Origin of the sequence: Microbacterium oleivorans (assembly GCF_013389665.1) — a bacterium.
Taxonomy (GTDB): Bacteria; Actinomycetota; Actinomycetes; order Actinomycetales; family Microbacteriaceae; genus Microbacterium; species Microbacterium oleivorans_C.
Genome location: NZ_CP058316.1, coordinates 86185 through 110561, shown reverse-complemented (window position 1 = coordinate 110561; position 24377 = coordinate 86185). Strand labels below are relative to the sequence as shown.

At 69.9% G+C, this 24377-nt stretch carries 30 protein-coding genes and 3 tRNA genes; 17 read left to right on the top strand and 16 right to left on the bottom strand.

The features are described 5' to 3' along the window. Positions 1–27: 27 nt before the first annotated feature. Positions 28–101: transfer RNA gene (locus HW566_RS00605), tRNA-Gly, on the top strand. A gap of 58 nt (positions 102–159) precedes the next feature. On the opposite strand, the gene HW566_RS00600 is transcribed toward HW566_RS00605, so the two are convergent. Continuing rightward, complete coding sequence (locus HW566_RS00600; protein WP_178009500.1) at positions 160–687, bottom strand: gamma carbonic anhydrase family protein; 528 nt, start codon at positions 685–687, stop codon at positions 160–162. A gap of 111 nt (positions 688–798) precedes the next feature. On the opposite strand from HW566_RS00600, the gene HW566_RS00595 reads away from it, so the two are divergent. After that, a complete protein-coding gene (locus HW566_RS00595) occupies positions 799–1287 on the top strand; it encodes a Dps family protein (protein WP_178009498.1) in 489 nt (162 codons plus the stop codon). Between the two features lie 90 nt (positions 1288–1377). Here the strand turns inward: HW566_RS00595 and HW566_RS00590 are convergent, their stop codons facing one another. From HW566_RS00590 to HW566_RS00575, 4 genes are read right to left on the bottom strand one after another with little or no spacing between them, the layout of a single operon-like run. Beyond that, positions 1378–2874: an amidohydrolase gene (locus HW566_RS00590; protein ID WP_178009496.1), complete on the bottom strand. Its 1497-nt coding sequence runs from the start codon at positions 2872–2874 to the stop codon at positions 1378–1380. Further along, a complete protein-coding gene (locus tag HW566_RS00585; RefSeq protein ID WP_178009494.1) occupies positions 2871–3524 on the bottom strand; it encodes an FMN-binding negative transcriptional regulator in 654 nt (217 codons plus the stop codon). The genes HW566_RS00590 and HW566_RS00585 overlap by 4 nt, the downstream gene beginning before the upstream one ends. Before the next feature lie 4 nt (positions 3525–3528). Next, complete coding sequence (locus HW566_RS00580) at positions 3529–4533, bottom strand: Fpg/Nei family DNA glycosylase (protein WP_178009492.1); 1005 nt, start codon at positions 4531–4533, stop codon at positions 3529–3531. Continuing rightward, positions 4533–5078, bottom strand: coding sequence for a ribose-5-phosphate isomerase (locus HW566_RS00575; protein WP_178009490.1), 546 nt, complete (start codon positions 5076–5078; stop codon positions 4533–4535). The genes HW566_RS00580 and HW566_RS00575 overlap by 1 nt, the downstream gene beginning before the upstream one ends. A 112-nt stretch (positions 5079–5190) precedes the next feature. On the opposite strand from HW566_RS00575, the gene pepN reads away from it, so the two are divergent. The 7 genes from pepN (at position 5191) to HW566_RS00540 (ending at position 13103) form a co-directional block, all read left to right on the top strand. Beyond that, positions 5191–7737, top strand: a complete 2547-nt coding sequence (pepN, locus tag HW566_RS00570; RefSeq protein WP_178009488.1) for an aminopeptidase N — start codon at positions 5191–5193, stop codon at positions 7735–7737. 109 nt (positions 7738–7846) lie between these two features. Then, the gene (locus HW566_RS00565; RefSeq protein ID WP_178009486.1) at positions 7847–8761 is read left to right on the top strand and encodes an ABC transporter ATP-binding protein; all 915 of its coding nucleotides are present in this window, start codon (positions 7847–7849) and stop codon (positions 8759–8761) included. Continuing rightward, positions 8758–9567 carry an ABC transporter permease gene (locus HW566_RS00560; protein WP_178009484.1) on the top strand — a complete coding sequence of 270 codons (810 nt, stop codon included), beginning with the start codon at positions 8758–8760 and terminating at the stop codon, positions 9565–9567. The genes HW566_RS00565 and HW566_RS00560 overlap by 4 nt, the downstream gene beginning before the upstream one ends. A 10-nt stretch (positions 9568–9577) precedes the next feature. After that, the gene (locus HW566_RS00555) at positions 9578–10840 is read left to right on the top strand and encodes a sensor histidine kinase (RefSeq protein WP_256728795.1); all 1263 of its coding nucleotides are present in this window, start codon (positions 9578–9580) and stop codon (positions 10838–10840) included. Beyond that, a complete protein-coding gene (locus HW566_RS00550; RefSeq protein ID WP_178009482.1) occupies positions 10830–11504 on the top strand; it encodes a response regulator transcription factor in 675 nt (224 codons plus the stop codon). Before HW566_RS00555 ends, HW566_RS00550 begins: the two co-directional genes overlap by 11 nt. A gap of 49 nt (positions 11505–11553) precedes the next feature. Further along, the gene (locus HW566_RS00545; protein WP_178009480.1) at positions 11554–12648 is read left to right on the top strand and encodes a mechanosensitive ion channel family protein; all 1095 of its coding nucleotides are present in this window, start codon (positions 11554–11556) and stop codon (positions 12646–12648) included. Continuing rightward, on the top strand, positions 12645–13103 hold the full coding sequence (locus HW566_RS00540) for a globin (RefSeq protein WP_178009478.1): 459 nt from the start codon (positions 12645–12647) through the stop codon (positions 13101–13103). Before HW566_RS00545 ends, HW566_RS00540 begins: the two co-directional genes overlap by 4 nt. Positions 13104–13119: 16 nt before the next feature. On the opposite strand, the gene HW566_RS00535 is transcribed toward HW566_RS00540, so the two are convergent. Beyond that, positions 13120–13791, bottom strand: a complete 672-nt coding sequence (locus HW566_RS00535; RefSeq protein WP_178009476.1) for a hypothetical protein — start codon at positions 13789–13791, stop codon at positions 13120–13122. 20 nt (positions 13792–13811) lie between these two features. Between HW566_RS00535 and HW566_RS00530 the strand changes: the two genes are divergently transcribed. Further along, complete coding sequence (locus HW566_RS00530) at positions 13812–14759, top strand: acyl-CoA thioesterase (protein ID WP_178009474.1); 948 nt, start codon at positions 13812–13814, stop codon at positions 14757–14759. On the opposite strand, the gene HW566_RS00525 is transcribed toward HW566_RS00530, so the two are convergent. The 5 genes from HW566_RS00525 to msrA all read right to left on the bottom strand — a co-directional run bounded on the left by HW566_RS00525 (position 14737) and on the right by msrA (position 18703). Next, the gene (locus HW566_RS00525) at positions 14737–15255 is read right to left on the bottom strand and encodes an acyl-CoA thioesterase (protein WP_256728794.1); all 519 of its coding nucleotides are present in this window, start codon (positions 15253–15255) and stop codon (positions 14737–14739) included. The two genes, HW566_RS00530 and HW566_RS00525, sit on opposite strands and share 23 nt — an antisense overlap. After that, a complete protein-coding gene (ettA, locus tag HW566_RS00520) occupies positions 15248–16927 on the bottom strand; it encodes an energy-dependent translational throttle protein EttA (RefSeq protein WP_178009470.1) in 1680 nt (559 codons plus the stop codon). The genes HW566_RS00525 and ettA overlap by 8 nt, the downstream gene beginning before the upstream one ends. Before the next feature lie 50 nt (positions 16928–16977). Beyond that, on the bottom strand, positions 16978–17307 hold the full coding sequence (locus HW566_RS00515) for a DUF6993 domain-containing protein (RefSeq protein ID WP_256728793.1): 330 nt from the start codon (positions 17305–17307) through the stop codon (positions 16978–16980). Positions 17308–17503: 196 nt separating this feature from the next. Next, on the bottom strand, positions 17504–18004 hold the full coding sequence (ssb, locus tag HW566_RS00510) for a single-stranded DNA-binding protein (protein ID WP_178009468.1): 501 nt from the start codon (positions 18002–18004) through the stop codon (positions 17504–17506). Between the two features lie 171 nt (positions 18005–18175). Beyond that, positions 18176–18703, bottom strand: a complete 528-nt coding sequence (msrA, locus tag HW566_RS00505; protein ID WP_178009466.1) for a peptide-methionine (S)-S-oxide reductase MsrA — start codon at positions 18701–18703, stop codon at positions 18176–18178. Positions 18704–18824: 121 nt separating this feature from the next. On the opposite strand from msrA, the gene HW566_RS00500 reads away from it, so the two are divergent. Continuing rightward, the gene (locus HW566_RS00500) at positions 18825–19055 is read left to right on the top strand and encodes a hypothetical protein (RefSeq protein ID WP_178009465.1); all 231 of its coding nucleotides are present in this window, start codon (positions 18825–18827) and stop codon (positions 19053–19055) included. A gap of 36 nt (positions 19056–19091) precedes the next feature. Here HW566_RS00500 and yczR read toward each other — a convergent pair whose 3' ends face one another. After that, on the bottom strand, positions 19092–20501 hold the full coding sequence (gene yczR / locus HW566_RS00495; RefSeq protein WP_178009463.1) for a MocR-like transcription factor YczR: 1410 nt from the start codon (positions 20499–20501) through the stop codon (positions 19092–19094). Positions 20502–20562: 61 nt separating this feature from the next. Between yczR and yczE the strand changes: the two genes are divergently transcribed. Beyond that, complete coding sequence (gene yczE / locus HW566_RS00490) at positions 20563–21195, top strand: membrane protein YczE (protein WP_178009461.1); 633 nt, start codon at positions 20563–20565, stop codon at positions 21193–21195. Here the strand turns inward: yczE and HW566_RS00485 are convergent. Beyond that, complete coding sequence (locus tag HW566_RS00485; RefSeq protein WP_178009459.1) at positions 21176–21388, bottom strand: methyltransferase; 213 nt, start codon at positions 21386–21388, stop codon at positions 21176–21178. The genes yczE and HW566_RS00485 overlap by 20 nt on opposite strands. Positions 21389–21489: 101 nt before the next feature. Beyond that, positions 21490–21562: transfer RNA gene (locus tag HW566_RS00480), tRNA-Arg, on the bottom strand. Positions 21563–21637: 75 nt separating this feature from the next. Between HW566_RS00480 and orn the strand changes: the two genes are divergently transcribed. The 5 genes from orn to HW566_RS00455 all read left to right on the top strand — a co-directional run bounded on the left by orn (position 21638) and on the right by HW566_RS00455 (position 23500). After that, entirely contained in the window at positions 21638–22261 is a 624-nt protein-coding gene (gene orn / locus HW566_RS00475) for an oligoribonuclease (RefSeq protein WP_178009457.1), read from the top strand. Positions 22262–22299: 38 nt separating this feature from the next. Continuing rightward, positions 22300–22375 (top strand) — tRNA-His (locus HW566_RS00470). A gap of 26 nt (positions 22376–22401) precedes the next feature. Beyond that, a complete protein-coding gene (locus tag HW566_RS00465; protein ID WP_218621638.1) occupies positions 22402–22752 on the top strand; it encodes a metallopeptidase family protein in 351 nt (116 codons plus the stop codon). Beyond that, positions 22743–23042 carry an ATP-dependent Clp protease adapter ClpS gene (gene clpS, locus HW566_RS00460; RefSeq protein ID WP_178009453.1) on the top strand — a complete coding sequence of 100 codons (300 nt, stop codon included), beginning with the start codon at positions 22743–22745 and terminating at the stop codon, positions 23040–23042. The genes HW566_RS00465 and clpS overlap by 10 nt, the downstream gene beginning before the upstream one ends. Beyond that, positions 23039–23500 (top strand): DUF2017 family protein, encoded by a 462-nt coding sequence (locus tag HW566_RS00455; RefSeq protein ID WP_256728791.1) that lies wholly within the window; start codon positions 23039–23041, stop codon positions 23498–23500. Before clpS ends, HW566_RS00455 begins: the two co-directional genes overlap by 4 nt. On the opposite strand, the gene HW566_RS00450 is transcribed toward HW566_RS00455, so the two are convergent. After that, on the bottom strand, positions 23501–24076 hold the full coding sequence (locus tag HW566_RS00450; RefSeq protein ID WP_178009451.1) for a hypothetical protein: 576 nt from the start codon (positions 24074–24076) through the stop codon (positions 23501–23503). Continuing rightward, positions 24051–24371 carry a hypothetical protein gene (locus HW566_RS00445; protein WP_178009449.1) on the bottom strand — a complete coding sequence of 107 codons (321 nt, stop codon included), beginning with the start codon at positions 24369–24371 and terminating at the stop codon, positions 24051–24053. The genes HW566_RS00450 and HW566_RS00445 overlap by 26 nt, the downstream gene beginning before the upstream one ends. Positions 24372–24377 lie beyond the last annotated feature (6 nt).

The following is a 24377-nucleotide window of genomic DNA, read 5'->3' as shown; positions in this document are numbered from 1 at the left end:
GACCTCCATCCGGTTCCGGCCGGATGCGGGGCTGTAGCTTAGTGGTAAAGCCTCTGTCTTCCAAACAGATGATGCGAGTTCGATTCTCGTCAGCCCCTCCACCGGTGTCCGACCTGCCATGTGCGGCGCCCTACTCCGTGCCGGAATCCGCGACGCGCGTCACATCCCCCCGTGCAGCTCGGCCAGACGGAGGTAGGTCTCGGCATTGCGCCGGAGGCCGGCCCGCTCGTCTTCGGTCAGCGCGCGCCTGACCTTCGCGGGCACGCCGGCGACAAGGGATCCGGGCGGGATGACGGTGCCCTCCAGCACGACCGCTCCCCCGGCGACCAGCGAGCCTGCGCCCACGACGGCGCCGCTGAGGACCGTGCTGTTCATGCCGATGAGGCATCCATCCTCGATCGTGCACCCATGGACGACGGCGTTGTGGCCGATGGAGACGTCGTCACCGATCGTCGCGCGCGATGCGGCGTCCACGTGGATCACGACGCCGTCCTGGACGTTGCTCCGCGAGCCGATGCTCACCGGGGATCGGTCGGCGCGGATCACCGCGTTGTACCAGACGCTCACGTGGTCACCGAGGGTGACGTCGCCGACCACCCGGGCCCCGGCCGCGACGAAGACGGTGGGGTGCAGGCGGGGCCGTTCGTCTCCCGACGGCAGGATGGATGCGGCGGACGAGACGGTCACGGGCATACGTTACCCCTGGTGAGCCCAGCCTTCTCTTGCTTGCGGAATGTTCTGGGCTGAGTAGCGTTCCCTTCAGCGCAGGCCTCGACCTGCCGAGAAGGAGGCGCAGACATGACCGACACCACCACCACCACCACCCCCGCTCTCACCGCGGACCCCGAGATCGCGGCCGCCACGGCGCAGTTCCTCACGCCCGTCGTCCACAAGATGCAGGCGCTCGTCGTCAACGGCAAGCAGGCCCATTGGAACGTCCGCGGCTCGAACTTCATCGCGATCCATGAGTTGCTCGACACCGTCGTCGCTCACGCGCAGGAGTACGCCGACACCGCCGCGGAGCGCATCGTCGCCCTCGGCCTCCCGGTGGATTCGCGCGTGTCGACCATCGCAGAGAAGACCACGACCGCGGTTCCCGCCGGATTCGCGCCCTGGCGCGAGGAGATCAAGGCGATCGTCTCCGACATCGACGCCGCCCTCGCCGACCTCCAGGCAGCCATCGACGGGCTCGACGAGGTCGACCTCTCGAGCCAGGATGTGGCGATCGAGATCAAGCGCGGTGTCGACAAGGACCGCTGGTTCCTGCTGGCGCACCTCGCCGAATAAGGCCCCTGAACGCGCGCAGCGGCGTGGGGATCGTTCGCGATCCCCACGCCGCTCCGCGCGTGCGTGCGCCCCGCCTGTCCCGCCCGGGCCTCACGCGACGTGCGTCAGCCGTCCGCCGAGGAGCGTCGCGGCCACGACCGTGGCGCGGAGGCCGTCGGCGGTAGCCGCCAGTGGGTCTCGATCGACCACGATCAGGTCGGACGGGGCCCCGGGTGCCAGTGCCGTACCGGCGTGTGATCCGTGCGCGGTCGATGCCGCCAGAGCTGTCGCGGCATCCAGACGCTGGTGCGGTCGCCACGGTCCGCGTCCGTCGCCGGTGCGGAAGACGGCGGCCGCCATCGTCGCCCACGGATCAAGGGGGGCGACCGGGGCGTCGGAACCGAACAGCAAATTCGCACCGGCATCCGCGAGTTCCCGGAGCGGGTAGGCGATGGCGGTCTGGCCCGCCCAGAACTCGTCGGCCATGTCGCGGTCGTCGACGGCGTGCGCGGGCTGAATGCTGGCAGCGACCCCGAGCCGCGCAAACCTCGGGATGTCGGCGTGAGCGACCAGCTGCGCGTGCTCGATGGTGCCCGTCGCCCCCGTCGCGGCGAACGCGTCGAGTGCGTGACTGTTCGCGACGTCCCCGATCGCGTGCACGGCGCACGAGATGCCGGCGCCGGTCGCCCGATGCATGAGGGCGGTGAGCTCCTCGGGCGGGACGGTCATCACGCCGAAGTCGCCGGTCCTCCCCGGGTAGTGGTGGGAGCACGCGGCGGTGCGGGTGCCGAGCGAGCCGTCGGTGATCACCTTGAACGGACCCATGCGCACCAGCCGGCCGGCATCGATGGCGTCCCCCGTCTGGAGACCGGCCTCGATCGCGCGCTCGAGAGAGCTCGCGTAGACCCCGAACGAGACGCGGACCGCGTCGAAACCGCGGGAGACCCGGCGATCCCAGGCCCCGGCGTTCCAGGCCATGTCGAGGTCGACGATGCCGACGACACCGCGCGCGGATGCCGCCCGTGCCGCCTCCATGACCGCGGCGTCGGCCAGATCGACGTCGAGCGCGTTCAGGCGGCGCGAGATCTCGAACGCGGGTTCCTCTCGCAGAACCCCGTCGGCAGCCCACATCCCTTCGCGCCGGAGCGCCGCGGAGTTCAACCAGACGCTGTGGACGTCGGAGTTGATCAGATACGTCGGCACGTCACCGGTCGCGGCGTCGAGCAACGGGAGGTCGGGCCGGTCGACCCAGAGCGCATCACGGAAACCCGAGCCGACGCGCCGGCCGTCGTCCCCGGCGGGCGTCGCCCCCATGAGGGCCGCGGCCTCCGCTGCCGAGGCGGCACCTTCCAGCACCACCCGGCGCGCCGCCAGCGCCCACTGCACGGTATGGACGTGGTGATCCCACAGGCCCGGCAGCAGCCATCCACCGGATCCTTCGAGCACCGCACCGCGCCGCGGCAGAGCCCCGGCCGGCGCGATGTCGACGATGATCTCCCGCGCCACGTGCACATCGACCAGCTCCGCGCCGAAGGGATCGGTGCGGCCGGGTCCCGTCAGACGCACGTCCGCGATGACGTCGACCACATCGCCGCGCACGAGACTCACGAGGACGCCCGGCGCGCAGAGCGCAACGCCTCGTGCGCCCGCCGCATCTCGGCCCCGAGCCGGGGATCGACGTACGGTGACGCGCCCGCCTCGACCCGCTCGATGATGGTGTCGACCACGTCATCGGTGCGGTTCTGGCTGAGTTTGCGCTTCGCATCCACCCGCGTCGGCGTGAGCCGGAACCCGACGGTTCCGCGTTCGAGACGTCGGACGAAGTCCTCGTCGTTCGGCGGCGACCACATGCCGCGGGGCTGAGCGAACGACGACTCGAAACGATCGACGAGTCGGTCGAGCACCCTGAGGTTCTCCTCGGGCTCAAGGATCTCGGGGACGCCCGAGAGGTGCACCGACACGAAGTTCCAGGTGGGAACCGCCGCCGCATCGCCGTACCAGCTCGGGGAGACGTAGCCGTGGGGACCCTGCACCACCACCAAGAGCTCCCGCTCACCGAGCCCGAGGATAGCGTCGTCGGGCCGACCGACGTGTCCGACGATCGTGAGGTCGTCGCGGTCGCCGTCGAGCAGCACCGCATAGTGCGAGGCGACCAGACCTGCCTCACCGGTGCCGACGAGGGTGACCCACGGGTTGTCGTCGATGACGCGGCGCAGTTCGGCGACGTCGGTCATCGCGAAGCTCGGATTCTGTCTCATCGGATCACCTCTGACAGCTGGGGCACCAGTAGAGCTTGCGGGACGCCATGTCTTCGAGGACGATCGCCGTGCCGCACACCCGGCACGGCAGACCCGCGCGGTGGTAGACCCAGTGGCGGTCGTCGCGGTGGGCCATCGCCCGCCGCCAGGCCTCGGGGTCGAGGTCGTCCATCGTCATCATCTGACCGGTCTCGACGCCGATGGCCAGCAGGCGCACCCAGTCGCGCCAGAGCCCGCGGACCGTCTCCTCCGGCACCTCGCGCCCTGGCGTGTGGGGATTCAGACGCGCGCGGAAGAGCATCTCCGCCCGGTACACGTTGCCGATGCCACTGACGACTGCCTGATCCATGAGGAGCAGTCCGATCGGCGTGGGCTTGCGGCGCACCACGGCCGTGAACCGCTCCTCCCCCGCGGCGGGGTCGTCGACGAGGGGGTCGGGCCCGAGCTTCGCGATGGTCGCCTCGACCTCATCGGGCGTCTGCAGTTGGCACGCCGTGGGCCCGCGGAGATCCGCGCAGGTCACGTCGGTGAGCAGGCGCAGCCGAACCTGTCCGACCACCGGCGGCGGCCACTCCGCCTCGTCGGCCGCGTCGCCTCCGAGGCCCGTCGTCTGCTCGCTCATGCGCACCCGCCCGCGAGAGCGACGAGGTGCGCCGATCGAGCTGAGCGAGTTCTCGCCCGCGCTGTCGTACACGGCATCGAGCTGGGTCCCGCGCTGATTCGTCTGGCCCATCCGCCCGTTCGCGGAGGCGATCGTGGGGTCGGCGACGATCTCACCGGCGAAGTCCCACGCCCCGTACATGCCCAGGTGCACGCGCAGCCACACGTCGCCGTCGAAAGAGAGGAACATCTGCTTGCCGACCGCTCGCGCCTCGACCGCCTCACGGCCGTCCAACACCGTCGCGCCCTCGGCGAACCGGCCCTGCGGGCTCGACGCGTGGACGCGCCGTCCCACGACGTTCCGATCGAACTGCCGGGCGATGCGGTGGACGGAATGCCCCTCGGGCATCAGCCCACTTCCGGGTCGAACGAGTCGCTCGCGGGAAGCGGCGACGCGAGGCCTCCGCCCGCCTCGCGGGGATCCGGCAGCAGACTGCCGTCGGCCTCGTACGCGGCGAGCTGCGCGATGCGGCGGGCGTGACGCTCCTCACCGCTGAACGGTGTCTCGACGAAGCGGTCGATGAACGACACGGCCTCCTCGAACGTGTGCTGTCTGGCTCCGACGGCGATCACGTTCGCGTCGTTGTGCTCGCGCGCCAGCTCGGCGGTCGCCAGGTTCCACACGAGGGCGGCTCGCACGCCGTGCACCTTGTTCGCGGCGATCTGCTCACCGTTGCCCGACCCGCCGAACACGACGCCGAGGGTCTCGATGCCCGCCTGCTGATCGCGCACCACCGCCTGGGCGGCGCGGATGCAGAAGGCCGGATAGTCATCGAGCGCGTCGTACTCGATCGGACCGTGATCGACCACGTCGTGGCCGGCCTCGGCGAGGTGGTGCTGGAGCTGGGTGGAGAACTCGAGACCGGCGTGGTCGGTCGCGATGTGGATGCGCATGGCACCATCCTATGAACGTGGAGGCCCCGAAAGCGTAGGCTGGCACGGTTGCCGTCGGCGCCAGCAGCGCGCGGCCTCGAATCCCCACCCCGACCCTGGGAGCAGAACGCACGTGCCTGGAGAGAACCTCACCCGCATCGAGGCGCAGCAGCGCCGCGCGATCGTCGATACGCAGTCCTACGACATCGCCCTGGACCTCACCGTCGGCGCGGAGGCGTTCCGCTCCCGAACGGTCATCCGCTTCACCGCCGCCGAGGGCGCGTCGACGTTCGTCGACCTGATCGCCCGCGAGGTGCGCGAGATCACCCTGAACGGTCGTGCAATCGACCTCGCGGCATTCGCCGACTCGCGCATCGCTCTGGACGGTCTCGCCGCGCAGAACGAGCTCATCGTCGACGCCGACTGCCTGTACACGAACACCGGCGAGGGCCTGCACCGGTTCGTCGACCCGGTCGACGGCGAGGTCTACCTGTATTCGCAGTTCGAAGTGCCCGATTCGCGCCGCGTCTTCGCGGTGTTCGAGCAGCCCGACCTCAAGGCGGAGTTCCGCTTCACGGTCACCGCGCCGGCGCAGTGGAAGGTCGTGTCGAACTCCCCGACCCCCGAGCCGGTCGCCGGCGACGAGGGCACCGCGACCTGGGCGTTCGAGCCCACCCCGCGCATCTCGTCCTACATCACCGCGCTCGTCGCGGGCCCGTACGAGCAGGTCTTCTCCGAGCTCACGAGCGCGGACGGACGCGTCATCCCCCTCGGCGTATACGCCCGCAAGAGCCTGTGGCATCACCTCGACGCCGACTACGTGTTCGAGAAGACGCGCCAGGGCTTCGCATACTTCGAGGAGAAGTTCGGGGTCCCCTACCCCTTCGCGAAGTACGACCAGCTCTTCGTCCCCGAGTTCAACGCCGGTGCGATGGAGAACGCCGGCGCGGTGACGTTCACCGAGACCTACGTGTTCCGCTCCAAGGTCACCGACGCGGTGAAGGAACGCCGCGTCGTCACGATCCTCCACGAGCTGGCGCACATGTGGTTCGGCGATCTCGTGACGATGAAGTGGTGGAACGATCTCTGGCTGAACGAGTCGTTCGCCGAGTGGGCATCGACCATCGCGACCGCCGAGGCCACCGAGTGGACCGAAGCCTGGACGACTTTCAACGCGATGGAGAAGACCTGGGCCTACCGTCAGGACCAGCTCCCCTCGACCCACCCGGTCGTCGCCGAGATCACCGACCTCGAAGACGTGCAGGTCAACTTCGACGGCATCACCTACGCCAAGGGCGGGTCCGTCCTCAAGCAGCTCGCCGCGTGGGTGGGCGTCGAGGCGTTCTTCGCGGGCGTCTCGGCCTACTTCCGCAAGCACGCCTGGGGGAACACGGAACTGTCCGACCTCCTCACCGAGCTCGAGGCCACCAGCGGCCGCGAGCTGGCGACCTGGTCGAAGAAGTGGCTCGAGACGGCCGGCGTGAACACGCTCGAGCCTGAGATCTCGACCGACTCCGACGGCGTGATCACGCGATTCGCGATCGTGCAGACCGCTCCGGCGGACTACCCGACCATCCGACCGCACCGACTCGGCGTCGGCTTCTACTCGTTGCAGGACGGCGCACTCGTGCGGACGCACCATGTCGAGCTCGACGTCGACGGCGACCTCACCGAGGTGCCCGAGCTGAAGGGGCGCCACCAGCCGGATCTCGTCCTCCTGAACGACGCAGACCTGGCCTATGCCAAGATCCGTCTCGACGACCGTTCGCTGCGGACGGCCATCGAGCACCTGGCGGGCATCAGCGACCCGCTGGCGCGCTCGCTGGTGTGGGGCGCGGCGTGGGATCAGACGCGCGACGCCGAAGCTTCCGCCACCGACTACATCGATCTCGTGCTGCGCAACATCGGCACCGAGACGGAGTCGACCACGGTGCGCACAACGCTGGCGCAGCTCCAGCTGGCGGCCAACGCGTACGTCGCGCCGGAGACCCGGGATGCCGCCCGCGAGCGCGTCGCCGACGGACTGTGGGCCCTCGCGCGCGAGGCCGAGGCGGGGAGCGACAGCCAGCTGCAGTTCGTGACGGCCTTCGCATCGGCGGCATCCACACCCGAGCACGCGGCGGTCGTGCGTGCGCTGCGATCCGGTGAGACGGAGCTCTCGGGCCTCGAGATCGATGCCGACCTGTCGTGGGCCCTGCTGGTGTCCCTCGCCGCGTCCGGTGAGGTCGAGGCATCCGACATCGATGCCGCCCTGGCCGCCGACAACACCGCGAAGGGCGGCGAGCTCGCAGCCCAGGCGCGGGCCGCACTGCCGACGGCCGAGGCGAAGCGGGCGGCGTGGACGTCGCTGGTGGAACAGGCCGATCTGCCCAACACGGTCGTCCGCTCCGCCGCGATCGGGTTCACCCACCCGGCCGGCGTGTCGCTGCTGACGCCCTACATCGACGAGTACTTCGGGATGCTGCTTCCCATCTGGGAATCGCGCAGCTATCAGATCGCGCAGTACCTCATCGTGGGGCTCTACCCCGCAGCCCTCGCCGACGTCCGGCTGCGCGATGCCACGCGCGCCTGGCTCGCACAGCATGCCGACGCCCCCGCGGCCCTCCGTCGACTCGTCGCCGAGAACCTCGCCGGCGTGGAGCGGGCTCTGTCGGTGCAGGAGCGCGACGCGCAGGACTGAGTCATTCCGAACGCGTGACGGGGGTCGTACCACGGTACGATCCCCGTCACGCGTTTCCGGTCCCGCCGGCCGACGCGCCGGCGGAACCCGCATCGATAGCGTGATGCGCATGATCGTTGCAGATGGCCTCACCAAGAGGTATGGAGACAAGACGGCCGTGGACGGCGTGAGCTTCACCGTCCAGTCCGGAAAGGTGACCGGGTTCCTCGGTCCGAACGGCGCGGGCAAGTCCACCACGATGCGCATGATCGTGGGCCTCGACCGCCCGTCGGCGGGAAGCGTCACGATCGACGGTCAGGACTACCGCTCCCTGCGTTCACCCCTGACCGAAGTCGGCATCCTGCTCGATGCCAAGGCGGTGCACACCGGACGCAGCGCACGCAACCACCTGCGCGCGATGGCCGCGACGCACGGCATCCCGCGCTCCCGCGTCGACGAGGTGATCGAGATCACCGGACTGGGATCAGTCGCCGGCAAGCGGGCGGGCAAGTTCTCGCTCGGGATGGGTCAGCGACTGGGCATCGCCGCGGCGCTCCTCGGCGACCCGCAGACGCTGATCCTCGACGAGCCGGTGAACGGTCTCGACCCCGAAGGGGTCCGTTGGGTCCGCCAGTTCGTCCGCGGTCAGGCGGCGCAGGGCCGCACGGTGCTGTTGTCGAGCCACCTGATGAGCGAGATGGCCCTCACCGCCGACCACGTGATCGTGCTCGGCCGTGGCCGCGTGCTCGCGGATGCGAGCATCGACGAGCTCGTGCGCGCGTGGACGAGCAACACCGTGGTCGTGCGCAGCCCGCGCGCCGACGACCTCGCCCGCCTCGTCGCCGGCCCCGACGTGTCGGTGACCAGCGGTGAGCCCGGGCTCCTCCAGATCACCGGCCTCGCTGCGCCGGCGATCGGGGACCTCGCGGCTGCGAACGGCATCGCGCTGCACGAGCTCACCCCACGGGCCGGCTCGCTCGAAGACGCCTACCTCGCCCTGACGGAGGGCGCTGTGGAGTACCAGACGAAGGGAGCCGTGCGATGAGCGCGACCACCGCCACCACCTCGGCACCGACCCGCGTCGCACCCACCGACGCCCGACTCTCGTTCGGCCGTGTCGTCCGCAGCGAGACGATCAAGCTGCTCACCCTGCGTTCCACCTGGTGGTCGCTGGGCGTGACCGCCGCGCTCGCGGTCGGCATCTCGCTCATGATGGCCTGGGCCTCGACCGACTTCGGCGGCGGCTTCAACCCGGTGGTCGCGATCGTCGCGCCGATGCAGTTCACGATGCTCGTCGCCGGCATCCTCGGAGCGATGGCCATCACCGGCGAGTACTCCACCGGGATGATCCGTTCGACCCTGACCGCCGAGCCGCGCCGCGGCGTCGTGCTCGCAGCCAAGGGGATCGTGGTGGCTCTGGTCCTGGCGATCACCACCGTCGTGACCTCGACCATCGCCGTCCTGGCCTCCGCGCCGATCTTCGGCGACCGCGGGATCGACTGGTCCGATCCCGAGCGGTCGATCGTGCCTCTCGCTCTCGGCGTGCTCGCCATGGCCACCTTCGCCCTCCTCGGGCTCGGATGGGGCTTCATCATCCGCAACGGCGCCGGCGCGATCGCCGCGACGGTGGGGATCATGTTCGTCCTGCCGATCGTGTTGACCCTGTTCGCCCTCGGCGGCGAGGCCTGGGCGTGGATCGTCGACCTCGGCGCGTACCTGCCCGCCGCCGCGGCGCAGGTCATCACCTCCCCCGGCGCCGAGGACTTCTGGCCTTCCCTGATCACGCTCATCGCCTGGCCCGTCGCCACGCTCCTGGGCGGCTGGGCGGTGCTGCGCACCCGAGACGCGTAGGGTTCCAGGAGTGTCCCCCGGAAGCCGCAGCTCATCGTCAGCCGATGACGAGCTGCGGCTCCCTCGCGCCCCGGGCCTGTTCCGGCGTTTCTGGGCGCGTCATCCCCTCGTCGCCGACATCCTCATCGCGGGTGTCTGCCTGCTGCTCTCGCTCGTCCCCGCCACGACCTTCCGCGGACGCGAAGACCAGGCCGCCGGACTCGCGGCACTGTGGCCCGCGACGGGTCCCGTCGTCGTCGCCCTCATCGTGCTGGGTTGCGCGTCACTGCTGCTGCGCCGCCGCTTTCCCCGCACCGTGTTCGTGCTGGCCGTGCTCGTCGCGCACACCTACCTGCTGGCACCCGTCGCCGTGGGTGGTCCGCTGCTGTGCGTCGCCGCGTACTCGCTCGCCGTCTACGGCAATACGCGGCTCTGTCTGATCGCCTCCGGGGTCGCGCTCGCGATCCTCGGCGGCACGGCCGCGACCCTCGGATTCACGGGCGCCATCAGCCCGATGATCGCGTGGAACGCCATCGTGGGCGAGACGATCACGACCACGATCGGCGCGCTCATCGGCACCAATGTGGGCAACCGGAAGCGCTACGTCGCCGCCCTCATCGACCGCTCGCGACAGCTGGTCGTCGAGCGCGACCAGCAGGCCCAACTCGCGGGCGCGGCTGAGCGCGACCGCATCGCGCGCGAGCTGCACGACATCGTCGCCCACTCGCTCACCGTGATGGTCGCTCTCGCCGAGGGGGTCGCCGCGTCCACCGACATCGACCGGGCGCGACCGGGCGCCGCGGCGATCGCCGCCACCGGCCGCGAAGCGCTCCGCGACATGCGCGCGACGCTCGGCGTGCTCCGCGAGGCCGATGCCGCCCCCCTGGCGCCGCTGGCCCGCGACACCACGGCTGAGACCGTCGCCTCGGCGCGGGCCGCCGGCTTCGACGCGACACTGACCGTCGCAGGCGACCGTCCCCCGCTCAGCAGCGCGACCCAGCTGGCCATCTCGCGCATCGTGCAGGAGAGCGTGACCAACGCCATGCGCCACGCCCGCGGTGCCGAACGGATCGACGTCAGCGTGGACTACCGCGCCGATGCCGTCGAGATCCGCGTCGCCGACGACGGCGAGCCGGTGACCCAGCCCCCGGCCTCGGCGAGCGGGTACGGTCTTCGCGGTCTCCGCGAACGCGTCGAACTGGCCGGAGGATCGGTCACGGCCGGGCCCCGCGCATCCCGCGGCTGGCTCGTGAGCGCCCGCATGCCCCTCGACGAGGAACCCCATGACAGCTGAGCCCCTTCCGCGCATCCGCGTGATCATCGTGGACGATCAGACCCTCATCCGACTCGGGTTCCGGATGGTGCTCGACGCGACGGACGACATCGAGGTCGTCGGCGAGGCAGCCGACGGTGCGGCCGCCCTGGACGCGGTCCGTTCGCTGGAGCCGGATGTCGTGCTGATGGATGTGCGGATGCCCGGCGTCGACGGGCTCGAGGCGACGGCGCGCATCCGGCGGGACCATCCCGCGGTCGCCGTGCTCGTGCTGACGACCTTCGACCTCGACGAGTATGCGTTCGGCGCCCTGCGTGCCGGCGCCGGTGGCTTTCTGCTCAAGGATGCCCGCGGTGACGAGCTGGTCGCCGCGGTTCGCGCGGTCGCCGCCGGCGAGGCGACGCTGTCGCCCCGCATCACACGTCGCATGATCGAGCTCGTCACCGCATCGGGCCTGCCTGAGCCGCATCCGGTGACCCCCACCACCCTCACCGCGCGCGAGGCCGAGGTGCTGCAGGCCATGGGACGCGGGCTCACGAACGCCGAGATCGCCGGCGAGCTCTTCCTCAGCGAGTCGACCGTCAAGACGCATGTGGGCAGGATCCTGACCAAGCTCCCGGCCCGGGACCGCGTGCACGCGGTCCTGATCGCCCACGGGCTCGCTCAGCCGGGCCTGGACGTCTGATCGCGGCGCTCTCGGCGGGGTCATCACGGCCGTCGTTAGGATCGGATCGATGACACCCCTCGATACCACCCCCGGCCCGTTCGAATGGACCTTCGCCTCGGATGAATTCTGGCGGTTCCTCACCGAAGCCGGGCGGAACGTGCTGTCGGTGCTGATGATCGTGCTCGGCGCCTTCGTCATCTCGTGGCTGATGCGGCGCCTGATCGCCCGGATCGTCGACCGCATCGTCCGAGGGGCCAAGGCTCGCGCCGAGGCCGAGGACACCCGCGCGATCGACATGTCGCCGCTCGCCCAGGTGCGTATCGTCCAGCGGACCCGCACGCTCGGGTCGATCTTCACCAACATCGTGAACGTGACGATCGTGATCGTCGCCGTCCTGATGATCGTCGGCGTGCTCAACCCCGGCATCCTCGGGTCGTTCACGCTGCTGTCGGCCGCGATCGGCGCCGGACTCGGTTTCGGCGCGCAGAACATCGTCAAGGACGTGCTCAACGGCATGTTCATCGTCGCGGAAGACCAGATCGGCATCGGCGACGTGGTGGACCTCGGGCTCGCGACCGGGATCGTGGAGTACGTCAGCGTCCGCGTGACCCATGTGCGCGACGTCAACGGGACCCTGTGGTTCGTCCGCAACGGCGAGATCACCCGCATCGGCAACATGTCGCAGGGATGGTCGCGCGTGATCATCGACCTCGCGGTGCCCGCCGACACCGACGTCGACAGCGTCGAGCAGACGATGCTGGATGCCGCAAAAGAGATGTCACGCGAATCGAAGTGGCGCAATCGCATCATCGACAAGCCCGAGATCTGGGGCCTGGAATCGGTCAACGACGACGCGCTGGTCATCCGGCTGGTCATGAAGACCAGACCCAACGCCAAGGACGACGTCGCGCGGGCGCTGCGACTGCGGCTGAAGCACGCGATCGACGCCCTCGGTGTCAAGCTGCCCCAGCTGAACTCGATCGTGCTGAGCGGCTACGACGGCGCTCAGAGCATCCGCGGCGCCAATCCGCCCAGGACGAAGCCCCACCCCGTCACCCCGCCGCCGGCGAAGCTGCGACCGCACTGGCGCCCCAAGCGCAACCGCAGCGCCCCTGACGGCTCCCCGGACGCCGCACCCGATGACCCGAAGGGAACGCCGTGACCGACACCCGCAGCTTCTACGACGAGATCGGCGGGCACGGTACCTTCGTGCGCCTGGTCGATGTCTTCTACCGCGAGGTCGCCGGCGACGATGTGCTGCGACCGATGTACCCCGAGGACGACCTCGGGCCCGCCGCCGACCGCCTGCGCATGTTCCTCGAGCAGTATTGGGGCGGCCCCACGACCTACAGCGAGCAGCGCGGACACCCGCGCCTACGGATGCGACATCGTCCTTTCCACGTCGACCCCGACGCGCGGGACCGCTGGCTCCGGCACATGCGCACCGCTGTCGACGAGCTCGAGCTCGCACCGTTGCACGAAGCGACGCTGTGGGACTACCTCGAGCGGGCCGCGCACGCGATGGTGAACACCTTCGAGCCCGCGGGCATCGGGCCGGCCCCGACATCCCACGCGCCCTCCCTGCCGCTGCGTCCGGGCCGGGCCGACACCGCCTGACGCTTCGGCCGACCCCTCAGCCCGCGTTGCCGGTCGCACGCACGGGGGTGAGCCCCATCGCGACGGGACCCCGGGTGAGCACGTGGCCCCGCGCGAAGCTCACGCGTGTCCACACGTCGGTCCGGCGCAGCGTCGGCTCCTCCGCCCCGCCGATGAAGCCCAGCCCGACCGCCGCGAAGGCGACCCCGCGCGGCAGTCCCTCCAGATCGGCGTCGGACTCGCCCCAGACGGCCGAACGCACGAGGTGCACCACGTCGTCCCCGGCGCCGGTGGGCAGCTGGCGGGCCACGGCGGCGATGCCCCACTGTGCGCGCAGCGACACGCGCGCGGAGTCCAGGGCGCCGCCGTCCCGCCAGCCGGTGCGCGGCGGAGAGACCCCGGCCCACGACGCCGTGACGGCGCTGTCGGGAAGGCGGAGCACTCGCTCATCGAGATCGGGCGCGAGAGCGGCCGCATCGATCGCCAGGTCGCACTCCAGTTCCGGATCGACCGGTGCCGTCCGCATTCCGAGGACGAACGGCGTGGCGTCCACGAGCGAACGCGGCGCGAGCGGCGCGCACGTCATCGCCAGGACGCCCTTGCGGGCCTGCAGGCGCACCACGCCGTCTCCGAGCCGAGCCGCGCGTCCGGCGAAGGTCAGGACATCGCGCGCGACCGCGGGTCGGGGGAAGAGGAGGCGGGCGGACATCCGTCCTAGACTACCGAGCGATGGCCGATGAAAGCGGAGCACCCGTCTCCGACCCCCTGCCCGGCGGAGCCGACCCCGTCGCTGCGATGCTGCGCGTGCTCGACCTGTCGTCCTCCGAGGCCCGCACGACCGAGGACATCTTCACCGGCGCCTCGCAGGTGATGCCCCAGGGGCGGGTGTTCGGCGGGCAGGTGCTCGCACAGGCGACGGTCGCCGCCATCCGCACGCTTCCCCCCGAGCGCGTCCCGCATTCGATGCACGGGTACTTCCTCCGTCCGGGCGATTCCTCGCGCAACATCACCTTCTCGGTCGATCGGATCCACGACGGGCGATCGTTCTCGACGCGTCGGACGCAGGCGTTCCAGAACGGGATGCCGATCTTCTCGATGATCGCGTCGTTCGAGGACGAGGACCCGGGCATCGAGCACGCCGAGCCCATGCCGGTGGGTATCCCGCAGCCCGAGGACCTCCCCGGTCTCGAGCAGCAGCTGAGCGGTCTGCACCCCACAAGCCGCCGGATCTTCGCCGCGAGCCCCATCGAGCTGCGACACGTCACGACGCCCATCTACCTCGAGCCGTCGTTCCCGGCGACCTCACGGCAGGCGGTCTGGGCCCGCACCCGTTCGCGGCTGCCGGACGATCCGACGATCCACCGCGCGGCGCTGGCGTTCCTCAGCGACCTGACCATCCAGGAGCCCGTCCTCCGTGCCCACGGGCTCGCCTGGGCGACTCCCGGACTGAAGGTGGCCAGCCTCGACCACGCGATGTGGTGGCACCGTTACGCTCGCGTCGACGAGTGGCTGCTCTACGTACAGGAGTCTCCGAGCGCACGCGGCGGGAGAGGCCTGTCGACGGGTCGCATCTACGACCGGGACGGGTCACTCGTGGCCAGCGTGGCCCAGGAGATCATGGTCCGCGTGCCCGCAGACGAGGACCGCCCGCCGGTCAGCGCCGGTGGGAGTAGCTGATCGGATCGCCGACGATCGGCGCCCACGCCGCTCGCATCTCATCGCTCAGCCGCACCGGGCGCCCGGAGCTGGTCGAGACCATCACGACGACGGCGGTCGAGCGGGCGTAGCAGCGCTGGGGGCTGTCGCCACGCGGGCTGAACACCTCGTAGCAGACGTCGATGCTCGAGCCGCCGATGCGGCCGATCCACATCTGCACCTCGAGCGGACGCTGGCCGTAGGGCACGGGCAGCAGGTACTCGATCTCCTGCCGGGCGATGAGGGTCATCGTCTCAGCGGAGAGATCGAGCGCGTCGAGGATCGCCGTCGACGGTCCCGTCAATCCGACCTCGGGCTTCCAGAACGCGCGGAGTCGCGCCTCTTCGAGCAGCTTGAGCATCGAGGTGTTGTTGACGTGTCCGAGGGCGTCGAGATCCCCCCACCGCAGGTGGATGGGGATGTGCACGCGGGTGGCCCCGGCGGTCGTGACCACCGAGGCCACCACGTCGTCAGTCACGGGTGAGCTTGCGGTAGGTCGATTTCGCGGGGTTGGCCGCATCGGCGCCGAGTCGCTCGATCTTGTTCGCCTCGTACGCCTCGAAGTTGCCCTCGAACCAGTACCACTGCGCCGGGTTCTCGGCGGTGCCCTCGTAGGCGAGGATGTGCGTGGCGATGCGGTCGAGGAACCACCGGTCGTGGGTGATGACCACCGCGCAGCCCGGGAACTCGAGCAGAGCGTTCTCGAGCGAGCTGAGCGTCTCGACATCGAGGTCGTTGGTGGGCTCGTCGAGGAGCAGCAGGTTGCCGCCCTCCTTGAGCGTCAACGCGAGGTTGAGACGGTTGCGCTCACCGCCCGAGAGCACGCCGGCCTTCTTCTGCTGGTCCGGACCCTTGAATCCGAACTTCGAGACGTAGGCGCGCGAGGGGATCTCGATCTTGCCGACCGTGATGATGTCCAGGCCGTCGGAGACGACCTCCCACAGCGTCTTCTCGGGGTCGATGTTGCCCCGCGACTGGTCGACATAGCTGATCTTGACGGTCTCGCCGATCTTCAGATCGCCACCGTCGAGGGGCTCGAGGCCGACGATCGTCTTGAAGAGTGTGGTCTTTCCGACTCCGTTGGGACCGATGACGCCGACGATGCCGTTGGGCGGCAGGTTGAAGCTCAGGCCGTCGATCAGGACGCGGTCGCCGAAGCCCTTGTGCAGCTTCTTGGCATCGATGACGACACTTCCCAGCCGGGGGCCGGCCGGGATCTGGATCTCCTCGAAGTCGAGCTTGCGCGTGCGCTCGGCCTCGGAGGCCATCTCCTCGTAGCGTGCCAGACGAGCCTTCGACTTGGTCTGGCGCCCTTTCGCGGAGCTCCGCACCCATTCGAGCTCGTCCTTGAGACGCTTCGCGAGCTTGGCGTCCTTCTTGCCCTGGATGTCGAGGCGCTCGGCCTTCTTCTCCAGGTAGGTCGAGTAGTTGCCCTCGTAGCCGATGAGCCGGCCGCGGTCGACCTCTGCGATCCACTCCGCGACGTTGTCGAGGAAGTACCGGTCGTGGGTGATGGCGATCACAGCACCCTTGTACGCCTGGAGGTGCTGCTCGAGCCAGAGGACGCTCTCGGCGTCCAGGTGGTTGGTGGGCTCGTCGAGCAGGAGCAGGTCGGGCTTCTGGAGCAGCAGCCGGGCGAGCGCGACGCGACGTCGCTCACCGCCCGAGAGGGGCGCCACCGGGGCGTCGGCGGGCGGGGTGCGCAGCGCCTCCATGGCCTGGTGCAGCTGCGAGTCGAGATCCCAACCGTCGGCGGCGTCGATCTCCTCCTGCAGCGTTCCCATCTCGGCGAGCAGCGTGTCGAAGTCCGCGTCGGGATCGGCCATGAGAGCCGAGATCTCGTTGAAGCGGTCGAGCTTGGGCTTGATCGCCACACCCGCCTCGATGTTCTCGAGCACGGTCTTGTCGTCGTCGAGCTCGGGCTCCTGCATGAGGATGCCGACGGTGAACCCCGGCGCCAGCTTCGCCTCGCCGTTGGAGGGCTGATCGAGCCCCGCCATGATCTTGAGGATCGTCGACTTTCCGGCACCGTTGGGGCCGACCATGCCGATCTTGGCACCGGGGAGGAATGCCATCGTGACGTCGTCGAGGATCAGTTTCTCGCCGACGGCCTTGCGGGCGCGGACCATGGAGTAGATGTACTCAGCCATAACGAATCGAGTCTAGTGCGGCCTGCCGCGCCGTTCAGCCGCGACGTCGTTCACCAGTCGATCGAGCGCGTGTCGCCGACGAGGCACCCGCCGCTGTCCAGCTCGGGGAGGACGAGTGCCGTCGGAGCCGGGGTCGACGGCCCCACCTGCCCCACCAGGCACTCGCCCTGCCACGACACCGAGAACTGCAGACTGTCGACCGGGTCTCCGACGGATGTCCGATCGGCGGTCACCTGCATGGCGCCCTTGTCGAAGCCGGCTGCCACGAGGGCGTCGATGTATGCGCGGCCCGCGACGGACTCCGCCGACGACGCCACCGAGCGCATCACCGAGGTGAACAGCGGAAGGTTGTCGGCGGCGGTGCCATTCGGAACGAGCACGGCCCCCGCCAGCGGCGGCGCATCGGCCGACTCCGAAGCGGACGGAGCCGGCTCGGACGGCGACGGGGCGCACGCGCCGAGGCTCAGCGCGCCGAAAACGAGTACAAGAAGAACGGAACCGCGTCGACCGACAGAGGACCGGGGCTCACGCACACCAGAAGTCTAGGGCGGGAGCGGCCGCGACCCGTCGACGGTGTCAGAAGGGAGTCGGACCCGCTTCCCCGGCTGCCCCTGCGGCCACCCACGCCCCGTCGCCGCCTTCGGGAGCGTTCGACCCGGTCGAGCCGGGCACCGACCAGTCGGGCTCGTCGGCCGGCTGCCCGCTGGCCGATGCTTCGCCCGCGGCCTTGCGATGGAAGACCGCGGTGCCCCATTTCAGGTCGGGGCCGATCGCATCGGCGTCGATCTCGACCTCGGTGCCCTTCTTCCCGTTCGCCTCCCACTCCCGGAGACGGAGGCGCCCGTCGACCAGCACTCGCTGCCCCTTGCGCAACGAGGCGAACGCGTTCTCACCCAGGGTGCGGAAGACGCTGATGCGGTACCAGTTGGTCGCGCCGTCGACCCACTCCCCCGACTGCTGATCGCGGTGGCGCTGCGTGCTCGCGAGACGGAACGAGGTCACCGGCACCCCGGTTCCGGTGCGGCGCTGTTCGGGCTCGGTGGCGATGTTGCCGATGACGGTGATGCGGTCGGACATGTCTGCTCCTTCGACGATGGGCACCGAGGATGGACTCGCTGCTCGGATGCTCCGGCGCCCGAGTGCCCGTCGGGCGCCGGAGCCCTCTCAGCTTCGCCGGGGGTGCACACGCGACGACGGCGGTCCCGCACCTCTGTGCAGAACCGCCGTCGTGAGCGGGGTGGGGAGTGATCAGCTGCGGGCGTACTCCGCGAAGCGAGCGCGCACCTTGTTCACCTTCGGCACCGCGACCGCGAGGCAGTAGCCCTGGCCCGGGTTCTTCGCGAAGAAGTCCTGGTGGTAGTCCTCGGCCGGGTAGAACGTGTCGGCGGGCTCGATGGTGGTGACGACCCCACCGCCCCAGAGCTCGTCGGCTCGGTCGCGTGCGGTTGCGAACAGCTCGGCCTGGGCACGGTCGGTCGGGAACATCGCCGAGCGGTACTGCGTGCCTACATCGGCGCCCTGTCGATTGAGCTGCCGCGGGTCGTGCATCGTGAAGTAGGCATCGAGGATCACGTCGGCCGGGATCACGTCGGGGTCGAAAGTGACCGAGACGGCCTCGGCGTGGCCCGTCGTCCCGGTGCACACCGCCTCGTAACTGGGGTCGGGCACCGCACCGCCGATGTAGCCCGAGACGACCTCGGACACCCCGTTGAGCGCGCGGTACGCGGCGTCGAGGCACCAGAAACAGCCGCCGGCGAGGATGAAGGTCGTGGTCATGGATAGCTCCGTTCTCCCGCTTTCGCGAGGTCTCACCCTAGCCAACGATCCCGGCCCGTCCGCTGTTCCCGGCCGAGTGTCGGAGGCCCCTCCTACTGTTCCGGTAGGAGGAGAAGAGCCCATGATCACACTCGCACCGCCGCCCGCTCCGGGATTGATCGCCGTCGGCGCAGACCGTTGGCGCGTCGTCGACCGAGACGGCATCGTCCGCGGTCTCATCGAAAGCGGTGCCACTCCCGCAGGCATGCGCTTCCGGGCGCTGCGCTTCCACGTCGCGTCGCGGACATTCCGCCCGGTCGGAGAGTTCTGGAGCGCTGCCGAGGCGGCCGACACCCTTCGTCTGTCGCGCTGAGGCTCCCTCCTGCGTCCGCCCATGTGGCCGCAGGAGTCATACGAGCGCGTCGACCGGCGGCGGGCCGTTCGTGGGCAATCCGGCGCACACCCGATCCCAGACGTCCGCGAGCACGTCGACCGCGTGCTCGAGCGCCGCGGGCGGCGCCGTGAACGGGATGCGCAGCCGGTTCTCGTGGTTGCCGTCGACGGCGAACCGGGATCCGGCGCTCAGATACACCGACTGGCCCCGAGCCCCGAGCACCAGGGGCGAACTCAGCGGGGCCGGGAGCCCCACCCACAGGGCGACGCCTCCGCCGACCTCGGGCACGTCCCACTCCGGCAGCGCGCGTTGCAGGGCTGCGCGCAGCGACCGGTAGCCGGCCGAAAGCAGTTGCGCACGCTGCGGAAGGATCTCCGGCATCCGGGCCATGAGCTTGGCAGCGACCGCCTGCTCGAACTCGGGCGTGCCGAGGTCACGAGCGGGACGGCCCGAGTGCAGCCGGTGCACCACCTCGGGGGTCGCTCGCACCCACCCGACCCGCAGGCCGCCCCACACGGTCTTGCCGAGCGAACCGACCCGGATGACCTCATCGTGAAGCAACGCCAGCGGTGGCAGTTCTCCGAACGACAGATCGGCGGTGGTGTCATCGACGACGAGCGTGCAGCCCCGCCGCGTGGCATCCCAGACGGCGGCCTCCTCCTCCCGACTCATGGTGCGCCCGGTGGGATTCTGAAAGGTCGGCATCAGGTAGGCGAGCGCCGGCCCGGTGCGACGTGCCGCCTCGCGCAGACGCTCGATGTCCCATCCTTCCGCCGTCGTCACCGGAACGGTCACGAGACGCGCTCCCGCCTCGCGCAGCGCCTCAGCCGCGTGGGGGTACGTCGGGGTCTCGATGAGCACGCGGTCGCCACGCATCAGGAGCACCTCGGCGATCAGGTGGATGGCCGCCTGCGCACCCGCCGTCACCAGAATCTGATCGGCGGACGTGGGCAGACCGCGGCTCGCGTAGCGCTCCGCGATGGCCGCACGCAGTTCGGTCGAGCCGAGGGTGTCGTACCCCGTCCGCGACACGAGGGTCGCGGCATCCGTCGCCGTCTCCGCGATGACGCCCGCCAGTCCGGGCCACGCGCTCGGGCTCGCCTGCTGCAGGTCGATCGAGCCGGGGGCCGCCAGTACGGTTCCACCACCGGGCGCGGGCTGAGCGGTCGTGACGCTGCCCGAGCCCCGCACGCTCTCGATGTGACCGGTGTCGCGAAGACTCGCGTACGCACTCGCGACCGTGGTGCGACTGACGTGCAGCGTGTCGGCCAGCACGCGCTCCGCGGGCAGCAGCGTTCGTGCCGCGATGCGGTTGTCGAGACACAGCAGGCGGATGCCGTCCGCCAGCGCCTCGTAGGCCGGCTCGCGCGTCCGCCACCCACCGAGGGCGACGAAGAGGGCGCGAGCGGAGATGCGGGAATGCATACGGCCACCGTATCGGAATTGGCCTCTTCCGCTATGGCCAATTGCCGGGTGGGATGGTCTCGTGATCACGCGCATCGTCCAGCTCCTCGTCGGCCTCGTCCTCTTCGGCGCGGGCTGTGCCGTCATGATCGACGCGGGGATCGGGCTGGACCCGTGGACCGTCTTCGCCGAGGGCGTCAGCCGCAATACCGGACTCGGCATCGGCTGGGTGGTGAACCTCACCGGGCTCGCCGTGCTGATGCTGTGGATCCCGCTCCGCCAGCGCCCCGGCATCGGCACCGTCGCGAACATCCTGCTCGTCGGCACGGCGCTCCAAGCGACGCTCCCCCTCCTCGGCACGCCGGAGCACTGGATCGGCCGCGTGGCGATGTTCCTGGCCGGCGCGTTGCTCGTCGGCGTCGCCTCGGGCATCTACATCGGAGCGCGCCTCGGACCCGGCCCCCGCGACGGGCTCATGACGGGGCTCCATCAGCGATGGGGATGGCCGATCTGGGTCGGTCGACTGAGCGTCGAGGCGACCGTGCTGATCGTGGGCTGGCTCCTCGGTGGCACCGTCGGCGTCGGCACTGTCCTGTTCGCACTGCTCATCGGACCCGTGGTCCACGTGAGCCTGCCGCTGTTCGACCGCCATCGGTCGACGACGCACCGACCGCCCGGCGGCACGCCGGTCGCGCTCAGTGCTCCCGGAACGTAGGCCAGTCCGATCCCGGCGACAGATGCGCGTGAAGCGCCCGCTTGGCGATGTCCATCGTGGGATACGAACCGAGCTCGGCGTCGGCGCCGGCCATGGTGACCGTGTACTCGTCGCCGCTGTGGCGGATCATCCCCACGACGCCACCGGGACCGTAAGCGACCCAGAGGGCGGTGGAGTGCGTCTGCGTGTTCATCATCGAACCCCTTCCGACACCCGCAGGCTACGCCGCCCGGGGACGGGAAGCCAGTGCCGGGCCGCAGCCCGTGTCAGCGCGATGCGTCGAGCCCGAGGTCGTGCCCCCGGCCGGACTCGAACCGGCGACCGACAGATTAGAAGGCTGCTGCTCTATCCACTGAGCTACGGAGGCTCGCTCCACGTGAGCGGAGCGTTGCCTCCAGGCTACCGGGCCTGCATGTCGCGGTCGGTCATTAGGATGGGCGGCATGGTGGGAACAGCCGAGAACGATCGTCTCGTATGGATCGACTGCGAGATGACGGGGCTGGATCTCAGCGTCGACGAGCTCGTCGAGGTCGCCGTGATCGTGACGGACTACGACCTGCGACCCCTCGACGAGGGGTTCCAGCTCGTGATCGCCCCCAGCGACGCCGCGCGCGCCAACATGGGCGAGTTCGTCACCGCGATGCACGAGTCCTCCGGCCTCCTGGCCGAACTCGACGACGGAGTACCGCTCGAAGCGGCTGAGGAAGCGGTCCTGGCCTACATCCAGCGCTTCGTCCCCGAGGGCAAGGCGGCGCTGGCCGGCAACACCATCGGCACAGACCGCATGTTCCTCGCCAAGTACATGCCGCGGGTCGACTCCTGGCTTCACTACCGCAACGTCGACGTCTCGAGCATCAAGGAGCTGTCGCGGCGCTGGTTCCCGCGGGCGTACTTCCAGGCGCCGGCGAAAGACGGCGGTCATCGCGCCCTCGCCGACATCAAGGAGTCCATCCGCGAGCTCGCCTACTACCGGACGGCCGTCTTCGTTCCCGCGCCGGGCCCCAGCAGCGACGAGGCACGCACCGCCGCCGAGGCGGCTGTGTCGTCGTACGCCCCGTCCGTGTAATACAATCGTCTGGTTGCCCGGTTTCCCCGGGAAGCATGGTGGCTATAGCTCAGTTGGTAGAGCACCGCGTTGTGGTCGCGGGGGTCGCGGGTTCAAGTCCCGTTAGCCACCCCACGGAACACCCCGGTCCGGGAGTGAACATGATCGAGATGGATGCTGGGGAGTTCGAGCTCCTCGTCACAGCGGAACTCGATCGCCTCCCCGACGACATGGTCGAGGGCCTCGACAACGTGATCTTCGTCGTCGAGGACCGCCCCGAGGACGGCAGTCTCGATCTTCTCGGACTGTACGACGGCTTCGCGCTGACCGAACGAGACCGCTACGGGTCCGGTGAGTTGCCCGACCGGATCATCGTCTACCGCGAGCCGCACCTGCACGCCGTCGACGACGTCGAGGCGCTTCGCGACGAGGTGCACACCACCCTCGTCCACGAGATCGCGCATTTCTACGGCATCGACGACGATCGCCTGCACGAGCTGGGATGGGCATGATGAGCACGGCTCTCCCCGACCTCGACATCGAGTCGGACCTCCGCGCGGCGCCCGACACCCCCTGGCAGACCGTGGTCTGGAACGACCCGGTGAACCTCATGTCGTATGTGGTGCACGTCTTCCGCACCTACTTCGGCCACTCCCCCGAGCGCGCGAACGCCCTCATGCTCGCGGTGCATCACGAGGGGCACGCCGTGGTCGCCGAGGGGTCGCGCGAGCTCATGGAGGCACATGTGCGCGCCATGCACGAGTACGGATTGTGGGCCACCGTGCGGCGGGCCGATTCGTGATCTCACCGGTGCGCATCGATCTACCCGCCGCCGAGGCCGGCTATCTGATGGAGCTGGTCGAGCAGTACCGCGATCTCGTCAGTGCCCCCGCCGATCCTCTCGACCCCGCGGCATCCCGCCTCTTCCCCGACGCCTATCCCGACGAGGCTGCGGCATCCGCGGAGTTCCGCGAACTGACGCGCGACGACGTGTCGGCGACGCGTATCGCCGATGCCGACCGTGTCATCCACGCCCTCGCTCCGCTGACCGACACGACGGCCGGCACGCCCTCCGAGTTGACGCTCGACGCCGCGTCGCAGACGGCGTGGCTGCGCACTCTGACGGGACTCCGTCTGGTGCTCGCGGCGCGGATCGGCATCGACGACGAGAGCATCATGCCGGTCGGCGATCCGCGCTTCGACGTGTACGAGTGGCTCGGCTACCGGCAGGAGTTGCTGCTGCGGGCGATGGACACCTGATCACCCCAGGTCGAACACGCGCGTCGCGATTCCGCGCGGGTCATGCTTCCGGATGTGCTCGTCTTCTTGCGCCGCCCACCGCTCCCAGTGGGGCAGGTACGTCTCTCCGTCGCGCTCGAGGGCTCGGCGGCGACGCAACGCGTCGGGCGCATCCAACCAGACGCTCGTGGACGCGATCGCGGCGGACGCCGGCGTGAGGGAACCGGAGCCCTCGAGAACGAGCGCTCGACCCGGTGGGCACGTTCGGACCGCGTCGTACCTGTCGCGTTCCCAGTCCCACTGCTGCCACGAGGTGACGTGCCCCCGGGCTCGGGGCCGCAGGATGCGAGCAAGAGCGTAACCGGAGCCCGCCGAAAGCCCGTCCCAGCCCGGATACAGGTCGTCGAGGGCGACGAGCTCCACCGCGGTCCGCTCCGACCACGACGCCGTCAGTGCACGCGCGAAGGTCGACTTCCCCGCACCGCTGCGGCCGTCGACGACGACGACCGCATCAGCGGGGAGACCGTGGAGGACCGCCTCGACCGCTGCGGCCGGGTCGAGCCGCTCCGCGCTACTTCTTGAGAGCCCGGATGACACGGCTCAACGCGCGACCGACCACCCAGACGAAGGGGATGCCGACGGCCACGAGCGAGACGAGGTTGGGCTCGAACCGCAGGTCGTCTCCCGTGCGCACGTAGGCGCCGACGGGGATGGCGTAACCGCCGCCACCGCCACCGTTGTTGCCTTCGGAGTCCTCACCGGCGCCGAAGCCGCTCCAGGTGAGCGCGACGGGGATCAGACGGATGCCGTCGACGTCCTGCTGTTCTCCGTAGACGCTGGCGACGCCGAGGCTTGCGGTCTGCTTGCCGAGTTCGAGTGCGAGGTTGGGCATGGTCCC